The 24,520-nt window shown below is 75.5% G+C and carries 16 protein-coding genes; 1 reads left to right on the forward strand and 15 read right to left on the reverse strand.

The features are described from left to right. Window positions 1-68: 68 nt before the first annotated feature. The 4 genes from ACIGO8_RS26260 to ACIGO8_RS26275 all read right to left on the reverse strand — a co-directional run bounded on the left by ACIGO8_RS26260 (window position 69) and on the right by ACIGO8_RS26275 (window position 8,102). Entirely contained in the window at window positions 69-1,076 is a 1,008-nt protein-coding gene (locus ACIGO8_RS26260) for an ABC transporter ATP-binding protein (protein ID WP_399735418.1), read from the reverse strand. After that, window positions 1,073-3,889, reverse strand: a complete 2,817-nt coding sequence (locus tag ACIGO8_RS26265; protein WP_399735421.1) for an ABC transporter permease — start codon at window positions 3,887-3,889, stop codon at window positions 1,073-1,075. The genes ACIGO8_RS26260 and ACIGO8_RS26265 overlap by 4 nt, the downstream gene beginning before the upstream one ends. Window positions 3,890-4,035: 146 nt before the next feature. Further along, on the reverse strand, window positions 4,036-7,491 hold the full coding sequence (locus ACIGO8_RS26270; RefSeq protein WP_399735424.1) for an FtsX-like permease family protein: 3,456 nt from the start codon (window positions 7,489-7,491) through the stop codon (window positions 4,036-4,038). A gap of 206 nt (window positions 7,492-7,697) precedes the next feature. Next, window positions 7,698-8,102: a globin gene (locus ACIGO8_RS26275; RefSeq protein ID WP_399735427.1), complete on the reverse strand. Its 405-nt coding sequence runs from the start codon at window positions 8,100-8,102 to the stop codon at window positions 7,698-7,700. Between the two features lie 108 nt (window positions 8,103-8,210). Here ACIGO8_RS26275 and ACIGO8_RS26280 point away from each other — a divergent pair, with 108 nt between their 5' ends. Further along, window positions 8,211-9,176, forward strand: coding sequence for a methyltransferase domain-containing protein (locus ACIGO8_RS26280; protein WP_399735429.1), 966 nt, complete (start codon window positions 8,211-8,213; stop codon window positions 9,174-9,176). Window positions 9,177-9,189: 13 nt separating this feature from the next. Here ACIGO8_RS26280 and ACIGO8_RS26285 read toward each other — a convergent pair whose 3' ends face one another. The 11 genes from ACIGO8_RS26285 to ACIGO8_RS26335 all read right to left on the reverse strand — a co-directional run bounded on the left by ACIGO8_RS26285 (window position 9,190) and on the right by ACIGO8_RS26335 (window position 24,520). Beyond that, on the reverse strand, window positions 9,190-10,569 hold the full coding sequence (locus ACIGO8_RS26285; RefSeq protein WP_399735432.1) for an FHA domain-containing protein: 1,380 nt from the start codon (window positions 10,567-10,569) through the stop codon (window positions 9,190-9,192). 50 nt (window positions 10,570-10,619) lie between these two features. Then, complete coding sequence (locus tag ACIGO8_RS26290) at window positions 10,620-11,996, reverse strand: VWA domain-containing protein (protein WP_399735434.1); 1,377 nt, start codon at window positions 11,994-11,996, stop codon at window positions 10,620-10,622. Window positions 11,997-12,073: 77 nt separating this feature from the next. Continuing rightward, the gene (locus ACIGO8_RS26295; protein ID WP_399735828.1) at window positions 12,074-13,522 is read right to left on the reverse strand and encodes a PP2C family serine/threonine-protein phosphatase; all 1,449 of its coding nucleotides are present in this window, start codon (window positions 13,520-13,522) and stop codon (window positions 12,074-12,076) included. Window positions 13,523-13,524: 2 nt separating this feature from the next. After that, window positions 13,525-15,972 (reverse strand): tetratricopeptide repeat protein, encoded by a 2,448-nt coding sequence (locus ACIGO8_RS26300; protein ID WP_399735831.1) that lies wholly within the window; start codon window positions 15,970-15,972, stop codon window positions 13,525-13,527. Between the two features lie 62 nt (window positions 15,973-16,034). Continuing rightward, window positions 16,035-17,312: a hypothetical protein gene (locus tag ACIGO8_RS26305; protein ID WP_399735437.1), complete on the reverse strand. Its 1,278-nt coding sequence runs from the start codon at window positions 17,310-17,312 to the stop codon at window positions 16,035-16,037. A 15-nt stretch (window positions 17,313-17,327) separates the two neighbouring features. Continuing rightward, the gene (locus ACIGO8_RS26310; RefSeq protein WP_399735833.1) at window positions 17,328-18,332 is read right to left on the reverse strand and encodes a glutamate ABC transporter substrate-binding protein; all 1,005 of its coding nucleotides are present in this window, start codon (window positions 18,330-18,332) and stop codon (window positions 17,328-17,330) included. Between the two features lie 356 nt (window positions 18,333-18,688). Further along, entirely contained in the window at window positions 18,689-20,125 is a 1,437-nt protein-coding gene (locus tag ACIGO8_RS26315; RefSeq protein ID WP_399735440.1) for a hypothetical protein, read from the reverse strand. A 299-nt stretch (window positions 20,126-20,424) separates the two neighbouring features. Then, complete coding sequence (locus ACIGO8_RS26320; RefSeq protein WP_399735443.1) at window positions 20,425-21,408, reverse strand: N-acetylglucosamine kinase; 984 nt, start codon at window positions 21,406-21,408, stop codon at window positions 20,425-20,427. Next, on the reverse strand, window positions 21,399-22,664 hold the full coding sequence (locus tag ACIGO8_RS26325; RefSeq protein WP_399735446.1) for a 6-phospho-beta-glucosidase: 1,266 nt from the start codon (window positions 22,662-22,664) through the stop codon (window positions 21,399-21,401). The genes ACIGO8_RS26320 and ACIGO8_RS26325 overlap by 10 nt, the downstream gene beginning before the upstream one ends. Before the next feature lie 8 nt (window positions 22,665-22,672). Beyond that, the gene (locus ACIGO8_RS26330) at window positions 22,673-23,575 is read right to left on the reverse strand and encodes a carbohydrate ABC transporter permease (protein WP_399735449.1); all 903 of its coding nucleotides are present in this window, start codon (window positions 23,573-23,575) and stop codon (window positions 22,673-22,675) included. 3 nt (window positions 23,576-23,578) lie between these two features. Further along, window positions 23,579-24,520: a carbohydrate ABC transporter permease gene (locus tag ACIGO8_RS26335; RefSeq protein ID WP_399735451.1), complete on the reverse strand. Its 942-nt coding sequence runs from the start codon at window positions 24,518-24,520 to the stop codon at window positions 23,579-23,581.

Genomic DNA, 24,520 nt, shown 5'->3' on the forward strand with positions numbered 1-24,520 from the left:
GGCCCCGCGCGCCCGGTTTGCTCCGGCCCCGCGCGCCCGGTTGCCTTCGGCCCCGCCGCGCCCCGGTCTCAGTGCTCCGCGCCGTCCGCCACGTCGTCCGGCCACACGCCGATGTGGTCCTGCTCCAGTTCCAGCGCCACCCGGTGCCGCATGCCGAGGGCCTCGGTGTACTCGGCGGGCAGCTGGAGCCGCCCCGCCCGGTCGAGCATCGCGTACTCCCGCGCCACCAGCGACTCCTGGCCCTCCGCGTCGATCTCGGTGCGGCGCAGCACCTCGGAGGAGGTGCGGCCGTCGCGGATGGCGACCGTGCGGCGGACCTCGGAGGCCACGGCCTGGTCGTGGGTGACGATCACGATCGTCGTGCCCAGCTCCTCGTTGGCACGGCGGAAGGCCGCGAAGACCTGCTCGCCGGTGGCCGAGTCCAGCTCGCCGGTCGGCTCGTCGGCGAGCAGCACGGACGGATGGTTGGCGAGGGCCACGGCGATGGCCACCCGCTGCTGCTGGCCGCCGGACAGCTGGTGCGGGCGGCGGTCGCGGATCTCCGGGATGCCGAGCATCGCGAGCAGCTCCTCCGCCCGCCGGGCCTTGTGGCGCGCGCCGCGCGCCCCGCCCTTCAACTGCATCGGCAGCGCCACGTTCTGGGCGGCCGTCAGATAGGGCAGCAGATTGCGCGCGGTCTGCTGCCAGACGAAACCGACGACCTCGCGGCGGTAGCGCAGCCGCGCCTTGCCGTCCATGGCGAGCAGGTCGCAGCCCGCCACCTTGGCGGCCCCGGCGGTCGGCACGTCGAGCCCGGCCAGGATGTTCATCAGCGTCGACTTGCCGGAGCCGGAGGCCCCGACCAGCGCCATCAGCTCGCCCTCCTTCACCAGCAGGTCGAGGCCCTGGAGCGCCTGCACCTCGACACCGTCCGTGGTGAAGATCCGTACGAGACGGTCGCAGGCGATCAGCGCGTCATGGCCGTACGCGGGCCCGTCCCGCCGCGCCGCCGCCCGCCGCTCAAGCTCCTCCAGCGTCGTACCGGAAGCCGTCGTACCGGAAGCCGTCGTACCGGAGGTTCCCGAGGTCGTCGTCATCGTGCGTCTCCTGCCCTGAGTTCCCTGATCGAGCCCCTGCGCGACGCCCACCACGCCTGCACCACGGCCGCCCCGCCCGCGAGGACCACCACGCCCGCCGCCGGCAGACCGAGCGACCACACGTCCGCCCGCAGCGCCGCGCCCAGCTCCACCGCCTCGTCCGGCGCCGTGGCGAGCGCCAGCCGGGCCAGGTCCACGCCGGGCGAGAGCAGCAGGATCGTCGCCCAGCCCACGAGCGCGCCGCCGCCCGCCGCGAGCAGCGCCTGCGGCAGCGCCTCCAGACCCAGCAGCCGCCGTGCCTGCCCGCGGGTCAGGCCCATGGTGCGCAGCCGGGCGAGCAGCGTGGTGCGTTCGGGCGCGGCCTGGAGCAGGGACAGCAGCACGGCGAGGACGGCGTAGCCGGCGCCCGCGCCGATGGCGACGAGATAGATCCGTTCGGCGCCGGTCTGCATCGGCGAGTCCACGTACTCGGCCCGCTTCTCGTCCCGCAGCACCACCTGGAGGTTCTTCGCCTTCGCGTCGACGGCGGCGCGCAGGGCCCGTCCGTCGAGCGCCCCGTCCGGGCCCGCCGTCACGAGCAGCGCGGTCGCGGCCCGGTTGGTGAGGTCGGCCGCGTTGACGAGGAGGAAGTCCTTGTCGGGCAGGGCGGGCGTGGTGGCGCGCACGGCGACCACCCTCACGTGGAAGCGCCCGGCGGCCGCGGTGACCTCCATCGGCCGGTCGCCGAGCCGTTCGGCGACCCGCGGCGAGGCGATCACGGGCAGCACCCGGCCGGTGTCGCCGACGTGGGCGGGGCCGCCGGTGCCGGTGGACCTCAGCAGCTCGGCGGCGAACGGCCCGAAGCCGGTCCTGGCCGCGAGCCGCGCGTACGAGGCGGGCTCGACGCCGATCAGCGGGGCGGCCATGCCGGGCACGGCGCCGCCGCGCGGCGAGGGCAGCTCCAGGCCGTACTCGATCTGCACGGGCGCCACCTCCCGCACGCCGGTGAAGCCCCGCACGGTCTCGGCGATCCCGGCGGGCAGCGGCGTCGCGTCCAGGTCGCCGCCGACCCGGGCGTCCGCGCCGGCCGTGAGCAGCGCCGCCCGGTCGCGGGCGTCGGCGATGCCGGTGAGCACGGAACCGCCGAACGCCGCGGTGGTCAGCGCCACCAGCAGCGCGAGCAGCGGCAGCGCGCCGGTCGCCGAGGAGCGTCCGGCCCGGGCCAGCGACAGATAGCCGACCGCGCCGCGCAGCCGGCGCGCGGGCCGGGCCATCCAGCGCAGCGGCAGCGGATAGAGCCGTACGAGCACGAACGCGGCGATCAGGCCGACCAGCACCGGCGCGGCGCTCACCAGATGGTCGCCGGCGTCGCCGGTGCCACGGCGGCGCAACGCGGTGACCGCGCCCGCCGCCAGGACGAGGACGGTGAGCTCGACGACCGTACGGCGCCGGGAGGGCCGGGCGGCGATCAGGTCCTCGCGCCCGCCGTGCAGCTGGGGCCGGCGGTGCAGGAACACCGCGCGCAGCGGCAGCACGAGCGAGGCGAGCAGCGCGACGGCTACGGCTCCCGCGCAGGCCGGCCAGAACCGGGCGCCGCTGTCGCCGGCACCGCCGGTCCCGCCGCCGATTCCGTCCGCGGCGAGCGGCAGGGCGAGCAGCAGCCCGAGCGCGGCGGACGGGACGGCGACCACGGCGGTCTCGCCGAGCAGCCGCCCGCCGAGACCGGTCAGCGAGGCGCCGCGGGAGCGCAGCAGCGCCAGCTCGGCGTGGCGGCGGGCGGCGAACAGGCCGCCGGTCATGGCGAGCACGACGGCCGCGACCGCGCCGATGCCGAAGGCGGCGACGGCGACGACCGAGGCGATGGCGGCGCGCATGCCGACATGGGCGGCGACGACGTCGTCGAGTCCGGTGGCGAAGGAGCCGGTCGGGCCGACGACCTCGCGCATCCGCACCAGGTCGGGGCCGCCGGCCGCCGAATCGAGGGCGGCCGTCAGCCGGTCGGTGTCCTGCGCGGTGAGGTGGCCGACGGAGGGCGCGAAGCGCCAGTACTGCTCGGGCTCGCCGAGCGTGGTGGGCAGCCCGGGCGCGCTCTGCGGGGCCACGAGCAGCGTGGCCACCCAGTACCACTTCGGGTCGGAGACGCCCTTGGCGGTGAAGAGCGGGGTGTCCAGGAGCGGGTCGACCGCCCAGTAGCCGCCGCCGGTGCCGCGCGGCTCGACGATGCCGGTGACGGTGACGGGCTTCGGCGTGCCGTCGGTGCCGGGCACATGGACGACGGAACCAACCTTCAGACGCAGCGCCTTGGCGGTCTTCGCCGTGACCGCCGCCTCCATGCCGCCGTCCGCGGCGGCGGCGGGCGCGCGGCCGGCCGTGAGGGTGGCGTGGGCGGCCAGGTCGGAGGGAGCGTCGAGGACGAGCTCGGGCGGCAGCCCGTCCGGCTGGGGCAGCCACCGGTCGAGGCCCGGGATCCGCTTGGTGGTGTGCACGCCGTACGCCGAGTTCGTGGGATCGGTGCGCAGCGGCGCGGGCAGCAGCGGCACCAGCTGGTCCCGCTTGGCGCGGAGCTTGTCCGGCGCGTACGACGCGGCCAGCGCCTCCGGCGGAAGGCTGCTGGGCACGGACGCGGTGAGGCTCATCGCGGTGGTGCGCGGCGCGGCGGAGCCGACGGCGTGCCGCAGGCCCTCGGTCTCGTACGCGTCGACGGCACGCGGCAGCGCGGCCGCGAGGAACGCCGTCACCAGCACGAGCAGGCCGTAGGCGAGCGCGCCGCCCGGGGCGGTCCGCAGCCGGGTACGGACCCACGGCGCCACGGCGCGTGCGGGCTTGCGGGGCATGGCGTTCGCCTTTCCGCGGGCGGAGGTGGACGACGACGTGGGTGTGGAACCGGAACCGGACCCGGCGCCTGGCGCGGGCCCGGGGGCGGCCGGTGGGGTGGAGGTCGGGTCGTTCGGCTGCTTCGGAGGACGGGCGGGGGGCGTCATCAGTGGTCTCCCTGGGTGCGCAGGGTGACGGCCGGGTCCGTGCGGCGCAGGGCGATGACGGCGACCACGGCCACCGGCAGGGCGGCGACTCCGGCGAGCAGCAACGCCACGTGGCCGACGGGGAGTTCGACCAGGACCGCGGGGACGGGCCGGCCGGCCTGGCCGGTGAGCACCACGAGCGGGACGACCACCCGGGTCAGGACGGTCCCGAGCGCGACGCCGACGAGCAGCCCGATGCCGATGAGCAGGCCCTGCTCGGCGGCGACCAGGCGGGCCAGCTGGCGGCGCGGCGCGCCCAGCGCCCGCAGCACCCCGAACTCCCGCGCCCGCTCCCGCAGGGAGCCGGCCGAGCCGACCGCGAAGCCGACCGCCGCGAGGGCCGCGGCGGCGGCCGCGACCGCCATCAGGGCCGAGTTGGGGCCCGCGCCGAGCGGGTCGCCGAGGAGTTCGGCCGCGGCCTCGTCCCGTACGAGGACGAGCGAGGGGTCGGCGTCGGGCCGGTCCCGGAGCTGTGCGGCGACCTCGGCGGCCCGGCCGGGCGCGGTGGTCAGCCACCACTCGGTGGGCGCGAGGGCCGCGGCGGGGTCCTTCGCGAGGGCCCGGTTGGCCGCGTACAGGTCGACCAGGATCGCGCCGCCGTCCTCGGGAGTGGCGGCCGGGGCGGTGGCGGACACCGCACGGGCGCCGGGCCCGGTGGTCGGCAGTTCGCGCACGGTCTCGGCGATCGTCACGTTCAGGGTGTGGCCGCCGAAGGTGACGTCGACGTGGTCGCCGCGCCCGGCCTTGGTGGCGGCGAGGAAGGCGTCCGAGGCGATCGCCGGGATCGACTTGGGCGGGACGGGGCGCGGGGCGGAGAGCGTCAGCGTGTAGCCCTCCGAGCCCTGGCCACCGTCCGCGCCGCCGCCCGCACCGAAGGAGACGGTGAGCGGGGCCGTGGCGGTGGGCCGGCCGCTCAGCGGGAAGGTCTTCGTCTCGCCGCTGCTGAGCTCGGTCGTGTACTCGCCCGCCCAGGCGGCGAGCGCGGCGCGGGCGTCGAGGGCCTGCTCGGCGCCGCCGGCGCGGACGGAGACCACGCGGGCGAGGGTGAGTTCGTGCGGTCCGCCGCGGCCGTCGTCGCCGGTCACACCGCTCAGCTCCAGGCCGGTCAGACCGAGGCCGCTCGCGTCGGCGGTGCGACCCGCGCCACCGGCGACGCCACCGGCACCACCCGCGCCGTCGAGTTCGGGCAGGGCCACGGCGAGCCGGTGGAGACGGCCGTCGGCGGGCAGGGTGCCGAGGAGGCGGCGGTACGGGACGCCGTAACGGTCCGCCAGGACGGCCGTGACCTGCGTGGCCGGTGTGCCGGCCGGCGCCGTGTCGCGCAGTTCGAGGCCCAGGGAGCGGGTGCCGGCCGGCAGCGCGAGGCCCGGGGCCGGTCCGGCCTTCGGCTGTACGGAGGCGAGGCGGGCGGCGGGCGAGCCGTCGGCGAGGTCGGGGCGCAGGAGGACGCCGCCGGCGGCCCGCCGGGTGTCCACGGCGAGCACGGTGGCGAGCCGCCCGGCGATGTCGGTACCGGCGCGGTGCACGGGCGCCGCCTCGGTGACGCCCGGCACGGCCGCGAGCCGCTCCGTCTGCGCGAGTTCGCCGGGGCCGGCGCCGAGCACCCGGACGCTCGCACCGGTCCGGAAGTCGGCCTGGTCGCGCTGCGAGCGGTCCCACGAGTCGCTCTGCCCGATCGCCAGCATGCCCATGGCGACCGCGAGCACGAGCAGCAGCACCGGGCCGGCGCCGCGCAGCGGGCGCCGGCTGAACTGCCAGCCCGCCAGGGCCGCCGGCAGGCCCCGGCCGCCGGCCGCGCGCCGCTCGGCGAGCCGGGCGGCGGGCGGCAGCAGCCGGAGCGTGAGGACGGTGCCGGCCAGCAGCGCGAGGGCGGGCGCGGCGACCAGGAGCGGGTCGACGCCCAGGCCGCCGGAGCGGTCGCCGGTGAGCGCCCCGCCGCCCGCACCGCCCGCGCCGGTCTGCCGGTCGAGCTGCCAGTAGGCGATGCCCGCGACGACGAGCAGGGCGAGGTCGGCCCCGGCCCGTACGGGCGCGGGCAGCGCGGCCGAGCGGCCCGGCCGCAGTGTGACGGCGGCGCCGTCGCCGGCGGCCAGTGCGGGCGCCACGACCGCGGCGGCGCAGCACAGCGCGACGGCGGCGGCGACCAGCCAGACGAACGGCGGGGGAGTGAGGCCGAGGCCCGGACCGAGCGCGTCGAGCGCGGTCCGGTCGGCGAAGAGCCGGGTGAGCGGGCCCGAGAGCAGCGGGGCGGCGACGGCGGCGGGCAGCGCGAGCAGCAGCGCCTCGACGGTGGCGAGCCAGGTGATCCGGCGGCGGGAGGCGCCGCGGGCGCGCAGCAGCGCGGTCTCGCCGGAGCGTTCGGTGCTGAGCAGCCGGGCGACGAGCAGCAGCGCGTAACCGGCGAGCAGCACCAGCTGCACGGCCACGATCGACAGGGTGGAGCGGGAGACGAGCAGGGCCCGCTCGGTCTGCTCCAGGACGGTGGGCAGCGAGGTGGAGGCGGTGACGGTGGTGCCGAAGCCGGCGGTGTCGGCGACGATCGCCTGGGGGCCCTCGGTCGCGGAGGCGCGCAGGGCGGCGATCCGGTCGGTGGTCACGCCGGTGTAGTCGGCGGTGCCCAGCCAGCTGGTGCCGCCGGTGGTGACCCGGCCGGAGTCGAGGACCGCCGGGTCGGTGAGCAGCGGGCCGTAGGTGGTGAAGACGAGGGTCTTCACGCCGCGCCCGGCGGCCTGGTCGAGCTGCCAGTAGAGGTCGGCGGTGTCGACGGGCCGGTAGATGCCGGTGATCCGGGTCCGTACGGGCGGGCCGCCGAGCCGGTCGGTGAGGTCGAGGACGGTGCCGGGAGCGACCTTGAGCCGCTTGGCGGCCTCTTCGGGCAGGGCGGTCTCGATGACGGCGCTGCCGCCGCCCGCGTCGGCGGCGGTCCCGGCGCCCGCGGCGGTCGAGGAGCCGGGCGCGGCGGTCGAGGAGCCGCCCGCGGCGGTCGAGGCGGCGGTGGCTTTCGGCCAGGCGCCGCGGACCAGGGTCAGCCGCGAGCGGTCGAGGGCGGCGAAGTCGGTGAGGTCAGGGTCGCCGGCCCGGGCGGCCGGCGGCTGGAGCGAGCGGGGCAGCGCGTACGGGCCGGAGCGGGCCAGCTTGTGCACGGTGACGGGCAGCCCGGCGAAGGTCCGCTCGGCACCCGCGCGGGCGGCGGCGTCCGCGCTCGCCCGCTTGTCGGGCGGGATCTGGCCGGAGACGACGAGGGCGGCGGCGGGCGCCGAGCGGCCGCGGAGGGTGCCCTGGAGCGCGGCGTCGCCGATGGACCCGGAGAAGGCGGCGAGGGTGGCGAGCACCGCGGTGGTGAGGAGGACGGCGAGCAGGGCGGCCGCGAGGAGCAGGCGATGTGCTCTGACCCGCAGAAGTACGAAGCCCGTCACCCGTTTCCCCCCTGAAAACACCGCGATCGTTCACTATCGAACGTTCTCCGGATGCTTTCAGAGGGGCTTGGCCCTGGAAACCGCTTTCGGACCCACCTTGATGCGATCGTGACCGTTAATCGACGTCCGGTCACCGGAATGTGTTCGTCCGGGAGCGGGCGGTCAGACGACGGCTCCCGGCCGGTCAGACGGGGCTCCCGGCGCGGTCACTCCGCGGTGTTGATCATCGAGGCGGCGGCGTAGGTGAGGTAGCGCCACAGCTGCTCCTCGTGCTCCGGCGCGAGCCCCAGCTCGTCCACCGCGTCCCGCATGTGCCGCAGCCAGGCGTCGTGCGCCGCCCGGTCGACCGTGAACGGCGCGTGCCGCATCCGCAGCCGCGGGTGCCCGCGGCCGTCGCTGTAGGTGCGCGGGCCGCCCCAGTACTGCATGAGGAAGAGCGCCAGCCGCTCCTCGGCCGGGCCGAGGTCCTCCTCGGGGTACATCGGCCGCAGCAGCGGGTCCGCCGCGACACCCTGGTAGAAGCGGCGGACCAGGCGACGGAAGGTCTCCTCGCCACCCACCTGCTCGTAGAAGGACTGCTCCTGAAGCGTGCCGCGCGGAATCTCGTTCACCGTTCCATCGTCTCAGATGCCCCGGCCGAGGACCCGAGGCTTAGGACTGCCCGCTGTCGGGCCACGGTCCGCTGGCCGGAACCGGGCGTCGCGCAGCACCCTGGACGCATGCGCGACACGTTCGCCGAGGAGGGCGCGCGGGCGCGGCGGGCCCTGGTGCGCGAGATCGAGGCGTACGGAGCCCTGGGCGACCCGGCCTGGCGCGAGGCCTTCGCCCGCGTCCCGCGCCACCTCTTCGTGCCCTACTACTACGTCTCCGGCACCGGCGGCTACGAACGCCTCTGGTCCGGCGACCCGGCCCCGCTCCGCCGCACCCGCTGGCTGCGCGGCGCCTACCGGGACAGCGCGCTCGCCACCCGGGTCAGGGACGGCGAGCTGGTCTCCTCCGCCAGCCAGCCCTCCCTCATGGCCCAGATGCTCGAAGCCCTCGACGTCCACGACGGCCACGACGTCCTGGAGATCGGCGCGGGCACCGGCTACAACGCCGCGCTGCTGTGCGAACGCCTCGGCGACGAGCACGTCACCACGATCGACCTGGACGAGGAGATCGCCGAGTCGGCCCGTGCCCACCTCGCCGCCGCCGGCTACCGGCCCGCCGTCGTCACCGGCGACGGCTCCCGCGGCTGCCCCGAGCGCGCCCCGTACGACCGGATCATGGCCACCTGCGCGGTGCCCTCCGTCCCGTACGCCTGGCTGGACCAGTGCCGGCCCGGCGCCCGCGTCCTGACTCCGCTGTCCACGGGTCTGGTCCTGCTCACCGTGGACGGCCCGGGGCAGGCCGAGGGCCGCTTCCTCGCCACCTCCGCGTACTTCGTGGCGCTGCGCGGCGGCGGCGTCCGGGTCCCGCGCCGGCGCGCCGGCGGGGTGCCGCGGCGGGTCTACGAGGACGAGGGCTTCCAGTTCCTGGCCGGTCTGGCCGGCGAGGTCCTGGACATGCGCGAAGCGCTCTCGCTCTGGCAGCGCGAGCGGCGGCCGGAGCGGGAGCGCTTCGGAGTGACGGTGAGCGGCGGCCGGCAGTGGGCCTGGCTGGACGACCCCGAGGGGCCGTACGCCTGGCCGCTGCCGGACCTGTGAACGTCGTCGCCGCTCAGCCGCGGCGCACGGTGATCGTCGTCCAGGCGCCGACGTGCACCCGGTCGCCGTCCTGGAGCCGCACCGGCACATAGGGCTGGATCGGGTCGGGCGAGCCGTTGATCGTGGTGCCGTTGGTGGAGTTCTGGTCCACCACCGCCCACGAGCCGTCGGGCTGCGCCACGAGCACCGCGTGCTGGTGCGAGACGCCCGGGTCCTCCGGCGGCACCGACAGGTCGATGTCGGGCGACTCACCGGTGGAGTGCCGGCGGCGGCCGATGCTGATCTGGTTGCCCTGGAGCGGCACGTGCTGCTCGGGGGAGTACGCGGGCAGGTTGAGCCCGGACGCCTCCGGGCCGCTGCGCTGCATCATCGCCATGAAGTACTCACGGTCCGGACCGACCACCGCCGTCCAGCCCAGCTGCGGCTGCGGCGCCTGGGGCTGCGGCGGCTGCTGCTGGTACGGCGGCGGAGCCTGCGGACCCGGACCCTGCGGACCGGGACCGTGCTGGCCAGGACCCTGCGGACCGGGACCGTGCTGACCGGGACCCTGCGGACCGGGACCGTGCTGACCGGGACCGTGCTGACCGGGACCCTGCGGACCCGGACCCTGCGGTACGGGGCCGGGCGCGGGCGCCGGCGGGTGCGGCTGGGCGTGCGGCTGCGACGGCGGGGACAGCATCCAGTCGTCGTCCGCACGGGGCTGCGGCGGCGCCGGCGGCGCGGGCGCGGCCTGCGGCGGGGCGGCCGCGAACGCGTGCGGGGCGTGCGGCGCCGGAGGCGGCTGGTGCGCCTGCGGGCCGGGGACCTGCGGCGGGCGCGGCGGTGCCTGGTGGTGCGTCGGCTCGGCGCCCAGCGGCTCGGCCGGCCGGTTCACCTGCGAGGGCCGCGAACCCTGGTACTCGAACGGGTCCGGGTGCGGCGGCTGCGGCTGCGCCTGGGCGGGAGGCTGCGGCGGCGACTGGAAGCCCGGCGGCAGGTTGAGCCCGGGCGGCGGGCCCTGCGGCGCGCCCTGAGGAGCGGCCGGGGCCGGCGGGCGCCCGTGCGGCGGGGCGACCGGCGTGTAGGAGGTCGCCGTGTTCGTGAGGAAGTTCCAGCGGCACTCCTCGCAGAACGGCGCCATGTGCTCCCGCGGCGTGCGGCACTGCGGGCACAGCTCCGCCTGCGCCGTCGCGTTCGGGTCGCCGCCGGGCGCGAAGCCGCCGGGCGCGGGCGGGGGCGGCGGCGGGACCGGTCCGCCCGGCCCGCCGGGGCCGGGATAGCCGTACGCGGGCGGCGGCGGGGGAGGCGGCGGCGGTACGGCACCCGGCGCACCCGCCCCGGCCGCCATGCGGTGGCCGCAGACCTCGCACCAGTCGTCGGAGACCGACTGGTGTCCGTTCGGGCAGGTCGGCATGTCGGTGCTTCCCCCTCTCGTCGTCCTCGCCCTGGCGGGCTGTCGCTCGGCTACTTCTTCACGCGAACGGTCTTGGTGGAGCGCGTCTCGAGAGTCATCTCGTCCGCTTCCGCGACCTTCGCCTTCAAACGCACAGTACCCGTCGCGGCATCGACCACGTCCACCACCTTCGAAAGCAGTTTCGCCGTATCGGCGTTGCCCGAGGCCGCCGCGAGCTGCACCGCACGCCCCAGTTTGGCCGTCGCGCCGTCCCGATCACCCGATTTGCGTGCATCCAGGCCCTGCTGGATCGCGTCGGCCAGCTCGGCCTGGCCGGTGTAGTGGGCGACCTGCGGGTTGATGGACGTGCTCATCGCCATGTCGTCCGTCCACACCGCCCGTACCAGCCCTTGGGACAGCGTCGTCGGCGCGCCGCCCGCCGGGTCGGGGACGACCAGCGAGACCCGGGCGGCCAGCATCTCCTGTCCGACCGCCGCCTGCGGCACCCGGACGGACACGTGGTAGTCGCGGGACTCGTCGCCCCACGAACCGGTCGGATAGTCGCCGGCGCGCGGGCCCGCCTCGGTGCGCCGGCCGGTCAGGTCCTCGACGGTCGGCGCGACCTGCTTCACGAAGACGATCTCGACGCCGACCGGGGTCCACAGGCGCAGCGCGACGTCCGCGACCTCCTTGCCCATGGCGTTCTCCATCATGGTGGTGAAGTCGTCCGCCAGGCCCGCCGGGTCGGCGACGATGTCGGCCGTGCCGAGCAGCGCCCGCGCGATGCCCTTGACCTCGTCGACCTCCCAGTCGGTGCCGACGCCGCGCGCGTCGCAGGTGAAGCGGCCCGCGCAGGCGTCCAGGGCGGCCCGCAGCTCCTCGGCCGACTCGTGCTCGTTACGGCCGTCGGTCAGCAGGATGCCGTGCCGGATCGCCGCGTCGGAGGCGGACAGCAGCCGGTCGGCCAGGCGCAGCCAGGTGCCGATGGCGGTGCCGCCGCCGGCGTCCAGGGCGCGCAGCGCCTCCTTGGCCTGCGCGCGGGTCGACGCGTCGGCGACGGCGAGCCGCCCGCCGCCCGGATAGACCTCCTTCGCCACGTGCGTACCGGCGACGACGGCGAAGGAGGTGCCGTCGCGCAGGGTGTCGATGGCGGCGGCGGCCGCCTCGCGGGCCCCGCGCATCTTGGTCGCGGGGTACTCCATCGAACCGGAGCAGTCGAGCATCAGGACGACGGCGGCCGATCCGGACGCGGCGGCGGGCGCCGGGGCGCCGGGGACGGCGTCCGCCGGGCCCTGGGCCGGGACCCGCGCCGGGGCGGGCCCGGCGCCGTTGCCGGTGGCGGTGACCGTGACGATCGCGCTGACGTCCCGGCCGCCCTCGGGCAGGTACTCGTTCTGGTAGACGTCGACCGAGAACTGCGGTCCGGTCGGCTTGGTGAAGTTGGCCATGGGTGATGCGGCTCCTCGGCTCACGAGAAGGAGGGACGTGTCGGTGACATGTCGGGGCGTGGGCGGTCGGCGGCCGGTCAGGCGGATCCTGCCCCGGAGGGCGGGAGCGTGAACGGCAGCAGCGCGACCGTGATGTTGTCGTGGCCGCCGCCGTCGAGGGCGTGGCCCACCAGGACCTGGGCGGCGTGCAGCGGACGCCCGGCCGCGTCCGGCGGCAGGATCCGGGCCATGTCCTCGGCGGCCTCCGCGTAGTTCCACAGCCCGTCGGTGCAGACCACGACCACGCCCGGCCGGTCCGGTTTGAACGCGGCGGTGTGCGGCTCCAGTTCGTACGCGTCGGCGCCGAGCCAGCCGGTGATGGCGTGGGCGCGCTCGTCCGCGTACGCCTGCGCCTCGCTCATCAGGCCGGCCGCGACCATCTGCGCGGCCCACGAGTCGTCCTCGGTGAGCCGGGCGGGCGGCGAGCTGCGGTCGTCGGGCACCCAGTAGGCGCGGCTGTCGCCGACCCAGCCGACGGTCAGCAGACCGCCGGCGACGACGGAGGAGACGAGGGTGCAGGCCGGCGCGTTCTGGTGGTCGCGGTCCGCCGCGTCGGCCTGCCCGGCCAGCGCGTTGACCGCCTCGGCGGCGGCGACGATCGCCTCGTGCATGGCCTGCTGCGGATGGGTGCCGCGGGGCAGGGCCGCGACCAGCGCGGCGCGGGCGGCGGCCGCCGCGGCCTCGGACGCCTCGTCGGGGCGGGTCGCCGAGGACACGCCGTCGCAGACGACGGCGAGCGTGGCGGGCGAGCCGTCGGGTAGCGCGGCGGCGGCGACGGCGAAGGAGTCCTCGTTGCGGTGGTGCCGCAGCCCGCGGTCGCTGACGGCGGCGACGGCCGGCAGCTCCTCCTCCATGTGGTCACGCTCGCGCGGCTGGGCGTGCCCGCAGTGCTCGCAGTACCCGTCGCCGTCCACCCGGCCGGCGCGGCAGGCCACACACACCTTCCGCTCGTCACCGCCCGCGGGCGCGGCGGGCGCGGCGGGTGCCTGGCCCGGAGCGGCGGGTACGACAGGTGCCTGGCCCGGTGCGGCGGCCGCCGAGGCCGGCGTGGCCGGTGCCTGCAGCGCGGCCCGCGGATCGGGCGCGGGAAGCGTGAAGTCCCCGTCGGCGCCTGACTCTTCGCCGCCGCCGGCCTTTCCGGCGCCGTCCTCTCCGCCGCCGGCCGTGGCCGCCGGGCCCCGGCCCGGTGTCTCCGGCACCTCGTCCGTACGGACCGGGACCGTCGGGAGGTCGCGGCCGCCCGAGTCGGTGCCCGGGAGCTCGCCGGGATGCTGGGTGGCGGCGGTCAGCGAGTCCGGGTCCCGCGGCGGAGGCTCCGGCCAGTCCACGGGCAGGGCGATCGGGACCGTCGGCCGGTCGGCCTCCGGGGCGGGCGCTGCCGACAGGTCGTAGCCGCAGGCGCCGCAGAAGCGGTCGCCGGACTCGAGCGGCTCCGAGCAGCCGGGGCAGTTCCCCAGGGGATGCGGGGGCTTGGGCTTCAGGGACATACTCACACCCACGTCCTGGGGCGGAAACGGTTGGCCCGCTCCACCAGTTCGATCCTCTCCTCGCCGCGCTGCGCGAGCCGGGCGAGCACCCGGTACGAGCGTTCGAGGCCGAAGCGCAGTCCGCGCTCGTCCAGTTCGCTGCCGAGCAGCACCGTGCCCGCCGGGCCCGCGCCGGGGCTGCCGGACAGCACCCAGTCGAGGGCCGTACCCAGCACCTCGGTGGACAGCTGCTCGCGGCGCACCGCGTCCAGGCCGAAGCCCTGCAGCGCGGAGACCTGCGCGGCGGCGGCCGTCAGGTCGGCGCCCAGCGGCTCGTTCGCGGGCCGGCGGCGCAGCCGGGCCCGCACGGCGGCCACCCGGGCCGCCGTGTAGTGGATGGACGACTCCGGCACCGACTCCAGGGTGCGTACGGCGCCTGCCCGGTCGCCGGCCGCGAGCTGCACCCGGGCCAGGCCGAAGGCGGCGCTCACATAGCTGGGATCGGTCGTCCACACCAGGCGGTAGTACTCGGCGGCGTTGTCCAACTGGCCGAGCACCTCGGCGCACACGCCCAGGGCCAGCTTGGGCGCGGGCTCGCCCGGGAAGGCGTCGTAGATCGCGTCGAAGGCGACCGCCGCGCTCTCCCGGTCGCCGCCGATCAGCGAGGTCACGCCGCGCAGCCAGACCACCCGCCAGTCGTCGCCGTGGCTCTGCTCCAGGGTGGCGAGCGCCCGTCCGGCGGCGCCGAGGTCGCCCATCTCCAGGCGGGCCCGCAGCTCGCGCAGCCGCAGTTCGAGCGAGGCGACCGGCGCCGCGTGCAGCGCGGTGATCAGCTCGGCGGGCGCGGCGGCGAGCAGACCGGCGAGGAAGCCGGCGTTCGGGTCGCCCGGGTCGACCCGCGGCACCGGCAGCGCCAGCGCGGTCGCCGGCACGTCCAGCGGGCGCAGGAAGCTGCCGGCCCGGCCCGCGACGGAGGTCGGCAGGGCGCCGCGCCGGCCGCGCCGGTTCCGGCGTGCGCCGAGCACCGACACGTCGTCGGTCAGCTCCGCGAACAGCTCCGAGTCCGTCACCCGCACCTCGGCGCCGAACAGCGTCGACAGCGCCGGCCGCGGCCGCCCCGACTGGAGCGCCACGACCTCCCGCAGCACACCCGTCAGCTGCTCGGCCATCTCCTGCGCGGAGGCGAACCGGCGCGCCGGGTCCGGGTCGGTGGCCCGCACCAGGAAGCGGTAGAAGGACTCGTAGGTGCGGAAGACCTCGATGCCGTCCGGTTCGGGCAGCGAGTCGGCGAAGACGTTGGTGTAGCCCTGGAAGTCGAAGGTCAGCACGGCGAGGGTGCGGGCCACGGTGTAGAGGTCGCTCGCCACCGAGGGACCGGCCTCGGCCACCTCGGGCGCCTGGTAGCCGACGGTGCCGTAGATCGCCGACTCGTCGTCGTCCATCCGCCGGACCGCGCCCATGTCGATGAGCTTCAGCTGGTCCTCGGTCTGGATCGCGTTGTCGACCTTGAAGTCGCAGTACAGCAGGTTGCGGCTGTGCAGATGGCCGAGCGCCTCCAGCGCCTCGATGCCGTACGCGCAGGCCTGCTCGACCGGCAGCGGGTCGCGCCGGCCGTCCGGTGTGCGGCGGTCGTTGGCGATCTCCTTGAGCGACTTGCCGCCGACGTACTCCATGACGATGTAGCCGTCCAGGGAGCCCGTGCGCGGGTCCAGGTGCTCGACGAAGTTGTAGATGCGGACGATGTTGGAGTGCTCGATCTCCGCGAGGAAACGGCGCTCGGAGATCGCGGCCGCCATGGCGTCCTGGTCGCCGGTGTCGAGCAGGCCCTTGAGCACCACCCAGCGGTCGGAGACCGCCTTGTCGACGGCGAGATAGATCCAGCCGAGGCCGCCGTGCGCCAGACAGCCCGCCACCTCGTACTGCCCGTGCACCACGTCACCGGCGCGCAGCTTGGGCACGAACGAGTACGGATGGCCGCACTTGGTGCAGAAGCCCTCCGTACGGCCCGGCCGGTCGCCGCGCGAACGGCCCACCGGCGCACCGCAGTCGGAACGCGAGCAGAATCGCTTCCTCTCCGGCACCTCCGGGTCCGTCATCACCGCCGCCCGCGGATCGGGACGCGGCACCTCCGGCACCGTCACCAGGCCCGCGCCCAGCCGGCCCCGCCCCGACGGGCCGCCGGTCGAACCGGAGCTGCGCACCGACACCGAACGCGCCGTGGACGGACCCGACAGCGAACGCGACAGCCGTCCCGACACCGAACGCCGCGACGCCGAGGACCGCGCCGACCGCGAGGACGTACGCGACGAGGCCGCCGACCCGGTCGAACCGGAACGCGACGAGTCGGCGCCCTGCCCGGCGGTGCCCGAACCGGGCACCGCCACCCCGGTCCGCGTCGACCGCAACAGGCCGCCCGGCGCCACCACCGGCGCGAGCCCGCACGTGTCGCAGTACAGCTCGCCGCCTCCCATGTCCTCGTACGAGCCCTCGCACGACGGACGCTGACAGCTGCCGCCCACTCCCGACACCCCGCTCACCACTGACTCCCCCCGTCGTGCCTCGGCCCGGACAGCGTCTCCGCGGCCGCCTGCTGATAGCGCAGCACCGCCTGCTCGGCGACCCGCAGATCGCACGGCGCGCTCCACAGCATCCGCCGGGCCGTGTCGTACCGCTCGACGAGCAGCGGGTCCTCCGCCGCGCCGAGCCGGGCCACCTTCGCCTTGTACGCGTCGAGCCGGCCGCGCAGCTCGGCGCGCACCGCCAGCGGCGCCGTCACCGCGGTCAACGACTCGCGGGCCCGCAGCAGTTCGTCCTCCGCCTCCCGCTCCAGGGAGTCCAGGAGCGGCGAGAGCCGGTGCCACTGGGCGTGCCTGCGGTACTCGGCGGCCTGCGCCAGCCGCTCCTGCAGCGCCGTCGGCGGCCCGCTGACGGCCGGCACCTCCGTGGCGGCGATCTTCGCGAGCACCTCGCCGCGGGCCGCCCGGGCCTCGGCGAGCGTACGGTCCGCGCGCGACAGCACGTCCCGCAGCCGCAGCAGCCGGTCCTCGGAGTCCTGCCGGACCTGGAGCACCGCCTCGATCTCCCGCCGGATGTCCTCCAGCGCGCGGGCCGCCGTGTCGTAGCGCCGGGTGTCCGGCCGGCCGCCGCCGGGCGCCGAACTGCCCTCGGCGGGCGTCCAGAACGCCAGCGGATCGGAGACGACCTGGGCGCGCAGCGCGGACAGCTCGGCGGTGATCTCCGCCAGCTCGTCGCCGGCCGGATGCTCCCCGGGCCGCACGCCGACCGAGTGCGCCAGCGACCGGGTCCGGCCCAGCTCGGCGGCGAGCAGGTCTATCCGCGCGGGCAGCGCCGACCACACGGCGTCGGCCGTGACCACCACGTCCAGCGAGGACGCGTACAGCTCGTTCATCCGCGTGACGAGCCCGTCCAGCGTGAACCGCTCGGTCAGCTCGGAGCGCTCCCGCGCCCCGCCCGCCACGAGCACGCTCTCGCCGCGCAGCCGGTCCGTCAGCTCGACCAGCTCGTCCCGCCCGGGCCAGCGGCGCCGGGCCCGCACCTCACGGGCGTCGTGCAGGGCTGCCGTGTACGCGTCGAAGTACGTCCACAGCAAGGTGATCGTCCGCTCGGTGGCCGCCCAGCGGTCCCGGGTGGTCCCGGTCAGCGCGGCGCCCTCGAGCAGCCTGCGGCCGGCGTGGTCCTGGAGCGCGAGGAGCGAGTCCTCGACCGCCTTGTGCTCCGCGCCGAGCCTCGCCAGCGCACGGTCCACCTCGTCCCGGTCCATCACCGGCCCGGGGGGTCCCGCGACGCCCATCGATCACCTCTCGTTCTACTTGTACTTGGGAGCGGGCGGCCCGGCTATCCCGGGCAGGTCCGCCTTCAGCCACTTGTCGTACGCCAGCTGCCACGGCCCCCGCCGGTACTCCACGAGCACCTGGTTGACCCGGCGGACCAGGTCGTCGTCGCCGAGCTTCGCGGCCACTCCGTAGTACTCGGTGGTGAAGGGTCTGCCCTTGAGCTCGACGGCCGGGTCCTGGGCGGCCTGGCCGGCGGCCAGCGCGTTGTCGGTGACGACCGCGTCGACCTCGCCCATCTGGAGCCGGGCCAGACAGTCCAGCTGGTTGGGCACGGTCAGCAGGTCCGGGTCGTCCTTCGTGCCGTCGCCGACGTCCTTGAAGACCGCGCCGAACGAGTTCTCCTCCAGGGCCTCGTAGGCCGTGGAACCCTCCGCGGTGCAGACCCGCTTGCCGCTCAGCGACGCGTCGTAGCCCGTGACGGGCGAGGACTTGGGCGCCAGGACCTGCTGGCCGGCCTGGAAGTAGGCGGTGGAGAAGGCGACCTGCTGGATCCGCTTGCAGTTGATCGTCATCGTGCGCACCACGAGGTCGACCTTGCCGCTCTCCAGCGCCGCGATCCGCTGGTTGGTCGGGATCGTGCGGAAGATGACGGCGTCCTCGGAACCGAGGAGGGACTTGGCGATGGCCTTCGCCAGGTCGATGTCGAAGCCCTCCAGCTCGCCGGGAGTCTCCTTCACCGAGCCGTCGGCCTGCCGGGTGACGGTCGGCGGCGTGCGGAAGCCCCACTTGTAGCTGGACTGGTCGACGCCCACGACGAGTTTGCCGCGGTTCTTGATCCGGGTGACCGCCGGGCCGTCGGCGGTCGACGGCGTCAGCGAGGCCTCCGGGTCCCTGCAGGTCTCGGCCTTGATCTGCACGCCCCGGCCTACGCCCGGCCCGGAGACGACCGGCGCGACACCGGCGCCGGGACCGCCCGCTCCGGTGCGCGGCAGCGCGAACAGGGCCAGCGAGGCGGTCAGTCCGCAGGCCACCGCCATGGCCGCGACCCCGCCCCACCCGCGCAGCCGCCCGACGCCCCGGCCCGTGCCTGCGCCCGAAGCGCGCCCGAGGGCGTGCGCGTGACCGGTGCCGCCGCCTCCCGGCGACGCGACCCGGGCGGCCCCGTACCCGGCCCCGCTTCCGTCGCCGTACCCGAGCCCGGCTCCCGGTCCCGCTCCGCGCCCGACGGCCTGCCCGTACCCGCGCCCGGCTCCGGTCGTCACCGGTCCTGCGAGGGCGTCCTGTCCGCCGCCGCCCGCCACCCGGCGCGGCCGGGGCACGGCCGTGGCGCCGTCGGCCGGCACCCCGCCCGTCCCGCTCGTCCGCTCGACGCCGTCCGACATCCCGCCCCCTCTCACCGGTACTCCGACAGTCTGCGGTTGACACCCGTCACGGCGCACGCCGCGCCGAGCACACCGAGCACCGCCGCGCCCAGCGGCAGCGCGGTCAGCGCGTCCCGGCCGCCGTCGGCGGCGCGGGTGAACTCGTCCTGCTCGTGGTCGATGGCGCGGCCCAGGGCCGCGTCGATCTGGTCGAAGGACTGCCCCGTCGACTCCGTCGCGCCGATGACCTTCTTCAGCGTGCCGGTGTAGTCGCCCGCGTCGTCCAGCGCCCGGGCCTGCTGGTGGCGCTCGCGCCACTCGCCGGTGCGCGCCGCGGCCTCCGTCACCGGAGCGCGCCCCGCCTCGTCGTCGGCCATCCGCCCGGCCTCGTCGAGCGCCGAGCCGAGCGCGGCGACGCTGGCCGCGTAGTCGGCCTCGTACTTGTCCTGCTTGCCGTCGTCGGTGAGCACGGCGCCGCGCGCCACCACCGTCAGGTTCTCGTCGGCGCGGGCCTTCAGCGACCTGATCCGGGCCTCGTTGAGGACCTGGAGCGAGGCCTGGCCCTCCGCCCGGGCCTCGCCGAGCCCGGCCCTCGCCAGGCCGTGCCCGGCGAGCAGCCACAGCAGGGCGACCAGGCAGGCCGCGGTCGAGGCGAGCAGGCCGCGGTTGAACACCCGACTTGTCATCGCGTAGTTGCGGCGCTGCGCCCACACCAGGACCGCGAGCACGAGCACGCCGAGGCCGATCGACAGGAACGGCCAGGCGCGGGCCTCGTCGTCGTCCCGGTGCAGCCGCTCGGTCTCCGCCGCGTACAGCCGCTCGGCGGCGGGCAGCAGCTGGGTGCTCATCGTCTGGTTCGCGTACCGCAGATAGGCGCCGCCGAGCGGCAGGCCCTGCCGGTTCGCGGCGCGGGCCCGCTCGATCAGGCCGGTGTAGCGCGGCAGATGCTCGCTGAGCGTGGCTATCTCGCGGGCCGACGTGCCGTCCGCGTCCGTGCTGGCGGCGGCCCTGACGAGCAGCCGGGAGGCCGTCGTGATGTCGTCCGCGTACCGCCGGCGGATCTGCTCGGACTCCTGCGGCCCGGACAGGAAGCCGCTCGCCGCCGTGGCGTCCGCGTCGGCCAGCGAGCGGTAGATGTCGGCGGCGTCGGCGCTGAGCGGCTGGCTGCGGCCCACCACGTCGTCCGCGTACGACGCCCGGTCGGCGACCTCGAATGCCGTCACGGCGCCGAAGGCGACGACGAGCAGCGCCAGCACGGCGCCGAGGATCCGCAGCCGGCCCGGCTCGGTCGTGGCGGCCCGGCGCAGCACCTCGCGGCCCTGCGCCCAGGCGCCGGGCGCCGCGGGCGGCGGAACGGCCGCACCGGCCTGCGCCGCCTGCGCGGGCACACCGGAAACCGGCCGCGCGGACGCGGCGGTGCTGGTGCCTTGCGCCACCGAGGCGGCGGGCGCGTTCGGCGGGTATGTCACGTGACCTCCCCCTCGGTCTCAGACGACGACCCGTCCTGCCGGCGCGGTGGCGGACGACGACCCGGCCAGCAGTATGGCCGCAGCGCCCGTCCCGCACACCGGGATTGACTGGATCTTGTTCCTATCGTGCCCCATGTGTCCGCCGCTTCCGCAGGCGAACCCCCCTTCGCACTCCCTTCACTCTGAATACGTCGCCCGGCCGAAATCGGTTCCGCCCCGAACGTCCTCGAACGAGTGAACACGCGTGCGGGGCGCCCCCGAGAGGACGCCCCGCACCCGTCACCCCACACCCGCCGGACTCAGGCCCCGTAGTGCTCCCGCAGCCGGGCCGCCGCCGTCCCGGGCGCCCCCACGGCGTCCAGGGCGAGCAGGCCCGCGCCCAGGACCGGCGGCGCGGTCACCACGCCGATCACGGCCTTCGGGGCCTTCACCGCGAGGAGTTCGGCGATCCGGCCGTCCAGCCGCGGGTGGCGCGCGGCGAGGACGCTGCCGCCGAGCACCACCGGCGCCGCCTCGTCGAGCAGTTCGAGCCGGCCCAGGGCGACCGAGGCCAGCGCCACCACCTCGTCGGCCAGCCGGTCCACCAGGGCCTCGGCCACCGGGTCGCCCTCCGCCGCCGTACGGAAGAGGACGGGCGTCAGCTCGTGCTTGCGCACCAGCGGGACGCGGCCCAGGTGCAGCGCCTCGATCAGCGCGTACATCGTCGGCAGACCGAAGTGCCCGGGCAGCGCGCGGGCCAGCGCCGTCGGCTCGCCCCGGCCGTCCTCGGCGCGCGCGGCGAACCACAGCGCCTCGTCGGCCAGTCCGCCACCGCCGCCCCAGTCGCCGGAGATCTTCCCGATCGCGGGGAAGCGCGCGGTCCGCCCGTCCGGCAGCATGCCCACGCAGTTGATGCCCGCCCCGCACACCACCGCCACGCCCCGCGGCTCGTCGATCCCGGCCCGCAGGAGGGCGAAGGTGTCGTTGTGCACCCGGACCGAGCGGCTCCAGCCGCGCGCCAGGAGCGCCGCCGTCAACTCCGCCTCCTCCACCGGCAGATCGGCGTTGGCGAGACAGGCCGCGACATGGGCGAACCGAGGGTCGAGCCCGGCGCCGCCGGCCGCCTCCCACGCCCGCCCCACGATCTCCGCGAGGGCGTCGACCGCCGTCTCCACTCCCACCACCGGCGGCTGGAACCCGCCGCCGCGGGCCTCCCCCAGGACCGTGCCGCCCGGGCCGAGGACGGTGACGTCGGTCTTGCTGTTGCCGGCGTCGATCGCCAGCAGCGTCCCGTTCAGGCCCACGCCAGGTGCTCCCGGTTGTGCGCGATCAGCCGGTCGGTCAGCTCGTCCGCGGTCGCGAACTGCCCCACCAGCGGGTGCGCGAGGAGCGCCTTGAACACCCGGTCCCGTCCGCCGCGCAGCGCCGCCTCCAGGGCCAGGTCCTCGTACGCGGTGACGTTGGCGATCAGACCCGCGTAGAGCGGGTCGACCGGCGCCACCGGCAGCGGCACGGCGCCGTTGGAGCCCACCGCGGCCTGTACCTCGATCACGGCGTCGTCCGGCAGGAACGGCAGCGTGCCGTTGTTGTACGTGTTCACCACCTGGTACGGCGAGCCTCCCGCTCCCACCAGCGAGGCCGCCAGGTCGACGGCCGCCTCCGAGTAGAAGGCGCCGCCGCGCCGGGCGAGCAGCTCCGGCTTCTCGTCGAGCGCCGGGTCCCCGTACATCTCCAGGAGTTCCTTCTCCATCGCCGCGACCTCCGCCGCCCGCGAGGGCTTGGCGCGCAGCTCCTCGACGACGGCGTCGTGCGCGTAGAAGTAGCGCAGGTAGTACGACGGGACGACGCCGAGCCGGTCGACGACGGAGCGCGGCAGGCGCAGGTCGGCGGCGATCGCGTCGCCGTGCTCGGCGAGCAGCCGGGGCAGCACGTTCTCGCCCTCGGGGCCCCCGAGCCGTACCCCGGTCTCCCAGGTCAGGTGGTTGAGGCCCACGTGGTCGAGATGCACCTCGGCGGGCGTGACACCGAGGTGCGCGGCGAACCTGCGCTGGAAGCCGATCGCCACGTTGCACAGCCCGACGGCCTTGTGCCCGGCCTGGAGCAGCGCCCGGGTCACGATGCCGACGGGATTGGTGAAGTCGATGATCCAGGCGTCCGGGTTGGCGCGCCGGACCCGTTCGGCGATGTCCAGGACGACCGGGACCGTGCGCAGCGCCTTGGCGAGGCCGCCGGCGCCGGTGGTCTCCTGCCCGACGCAGCCGCACTCCAGCGGCCAGGTCTCGTCCCGTTCGCGGGCGGCCTGGCCGCCGACGCGCAGCTGGAGGAGGACGGCGTCGGCGCCGTCGACGCCGGCGTCGAGGTCGGAGGTGGTGACGATCCGCCCGGCGTGGCCCTGCTTGGCGAAGATCCGGCGGGCGAGGCCGCCGACGAGGTCGAGCCGGTCGGCGGCCGGGTCGACGAGGACGAGTTCGGTGACGGGCAGGGTCTCGCGCAACCGCGCGAACCCGTCGATGAGTTCGGGGGTGTAGGTGGAGCCGCCCCCCACGACAGCCAGTTTCATACGCGCGGTCAGCCCTTCACTCCGGTCAGTGTGACGCCTTCGACGAATGCCTTCTGGGCGAGGAAGAAGACGAGGATCACGGGGGCCATGACCAGGACGGTCGCGGCCATGGTCAGATTCCAGTCGGTGTGGTGCGCGCCCTTGAAGGACTCCAGGCCGTAGCTCAGCGTCCACGCGGCCGGGTTCTCGGAGGCGTAGATCTGCGGTCCGAAGTAGTCGTTCCACGCGGCGAAGAACTGGAAGAGCGCGACGGCGGCGATGCCCGGCTTCGCCATCGGCAGCACGATCCTTACGAGCGTGCGCAGTTCGCCGCAGCCGTCGACGCGGGCCGCGTCGAGGTACTCGTTCGGGATGGTCAGCAGGAACTGGCGCAGCAGGAAGATGGAGAACGCGTCGCCGAAGGCCATCGGGACGATCAGCGGCCACAGCGTGCCGGACAGGTCCAGCTGCTTGGCCCAGAACAGGTACATCGGGATGACGACGACCTGCGGCGGCAGCATCATCATCGAGATGACCAGCATCAGGGCGAGCCGGCTGCCGCGGAAGCGGAACTTGGCCAGCGCGTACGCCACCGGGACCGAGGACACCACGGTCAAGGCGGTGCCGAGGCCCGCGTACAGCAGGGTGTTGCGCCACCAGGTGAGGAAGCCCGGCGTCTCGAGGACGCGGACGTAGTTGCCCCACTCCCAGGTGTCGGGCGTGAGGTCGCGGGTGAGCGCCTGCTGGTCGCTCATCAGCGAGGTGAGCAGCACGAAGACGAACGGCAGCACGAAGAACAGCGCGGCGGCGACGCCGAGCGCGTGCACCGCGATCCAGTGCAGCACGGCCTTGCGGCGGGCGGTGCGGCGGGCCGGGGTGGGCCCGGCGTCGCGGGTGTCGAGCGCCGTGGGCGGGTCGAGGACCTGGCTCATGGTTCAGTCACCTGCCTGGATCAGTCCGCCGCGGCGGCGCATGAGTAGCGCGGTGAAGGCCATGGCCAGGGCGAAGAGGATGAGGGCGGTGGCGCAGGCCGCTCCGTAGTCGAAGCGCTGGAAGCCGAGGTTGTAGACGAGCTGCGGCAGGGTCAGCGTGGACTTGTCCGGGTAGCCGGGCTCGAACGGCTGGCCGGAGCCGCCGATGACGCCGGAGGCGACCTTTCCGGCCACCAGCGGCTGGGTGTAGTACTGCATGGCCTGGATGACGCCCGTGACCACGGCGAACATCACGATCGGCGAGATGTTCGGCAGGGTCACGTAGCGGAACCGCTGGAGGGCGGAGGCCCCGTCCAGCTCGGCGGCCTCGTACTGCTCCTTCGGTACGTCGAGCAGCGCGGCCATGAAGATGACCATGAGGTCGCCGACGCCCCACACCGCGAGCACGGTGAGCGCGGGCTTGGACCAGGCGGCGTCGTTGAACCAGGCGGGTCCGGGGATGCCGATCCTGTCGAGGAGCGAGTCGACCGGCCCGGTGCCGGGGTTGAGCAGGAAGACGAAGGCGAGCGTCGCGGCGACCGGCGGGGCCAGGTAGGGCAGGTAGAACAGGGTCCTGAAGACGCCGGCGCCGGTCTTGATCCTGGTGACGAGCAGGCCGACGCCGAGTCCGAAGACCACCCGGCAGGCGGTCATGACGACCACCAGCCACAGGGTGTTGCGCAGCGCCGGCCAGAACATCGGGTAGTCCCGGAAGACGTACGTCCAGTTGGCCAGGCCGTTGAAGGACGGCGCCTGGAAACCGTCGTAGTCCATGAAGGAGAAGTAGACGGTCGAGATCATCGGGTACGCGAAGAAGACGCCGAACCCGACGAGCCAGGGCGACAGGAACGCCGCCGTACGAAGCGCCGCGCGCCGGCGCTTCGAGCGGAGGGAGTGCGTGCTCAT

The organism is Streptomyces sp. NPDC053493, assembly GCF_044544825.1.
Lineage (GTDB): Bacteria > Actinomycetota > Actinomycetes > Streptomycetales > Streptomycetaceae > Streptomyces.

What these genes read in the sequence shown, in the direction of transcription:
- ACIGO8_RS26280 (WP_399735429.1), top strand. Translation starts at nt 8,211, where the DNA reads ATGCGCGACACGTTCGCCGAGGAGGGCGCGCGGGCGCGGCGGGCCCTG.
- ACIGO8_RS26310 (WP_399735833.1), bottom strand. Translation starts at nt 18,332, where the DNA reads ATGGCGGTGGCCTGCGGACTGACCGCCTCGCTGGCCCTGTTCGCGCTG.
- ACIGO8_RS26265 (WP_399735421.1), bottom strand. Translation starts at nt 3,889, where the DNA reads ATGCCCCGCAAGCCCGCACGCGCCGTGGCGCCGTGGGTCCGTACCCGG.
- ACIGO8_RS26260 (WP_399735418.1), bottom strand. Translation starts at nt 1,076, where the DNA reads ATGACGACGACCTCGGGAACCTCCGGTACGACGGCTTCCGGTACGACG.
- ACIGO8_RS26285 (WP_399735432.1), bottom strand. Translation starts at nt 10,569, where the DNA reads ATGCCGACCTGCCCGAACGGACACCAGTCGGTCTCCGACGACTGGTGC.
- ACIGO8_RS26290 (WP_399735434.1), bottom strand. Translation starts at nt 11,996, where the DNA reads ATGGCCAACTTCACCAAGCCGACCGGACCGCAGTTCTCGGTCGACGTC.
- ACIGO8_RS26300 (WP_399735831.1), bottom strand. Translation starts at nt 15,972, where the DNA reads ATGGGAGGCGGCGAGCTGTACTGCGACACGTGCGGGCTCGCGCCGGTG.
- ACIGO8_RS26325 (WP_399735446.1), bottom strand. Translation starts at nt 22,664, where the DNA reads ATGAAACTGGCTGTCGTGGGGGGCGGCTCCACCTACACCCCCGAACTC.
- ACIGO8_RS26330 (WP_399735449.1), bottom strand. Translation starts at nt 23,575, where the DNA reads ATGAGCCAGGTCCTCGACCCGCCCACGGCGCTCGACACCCGCGACGCC.
- ACIGO8_RS26335 (WP_399735451.1), bottom strand. Translation starts at nt 24,520, where the DNA reads ATGAGCACGCACTCCCTCCGCTCGAAGCGCCGGCGCGCGGCGCTTCGT.
- ACIGO8_RS26295 (WP_399735828.1), bottom strand. Translation starts at nt 13,522, where the DNA reads ATGTCCCTGAAGCCCAAGCCCCCGCATCCCCTGGGGAACTGCCCCGGC.
- ACIGO8_RS26305 (WP_399735437.1), bottom strand. Translation starts at nt 17,312, where the DNA reads ATGGGCGTCGCGGGACCCCCCGGGCCGGTGATGGACCGGGACGAGGTG.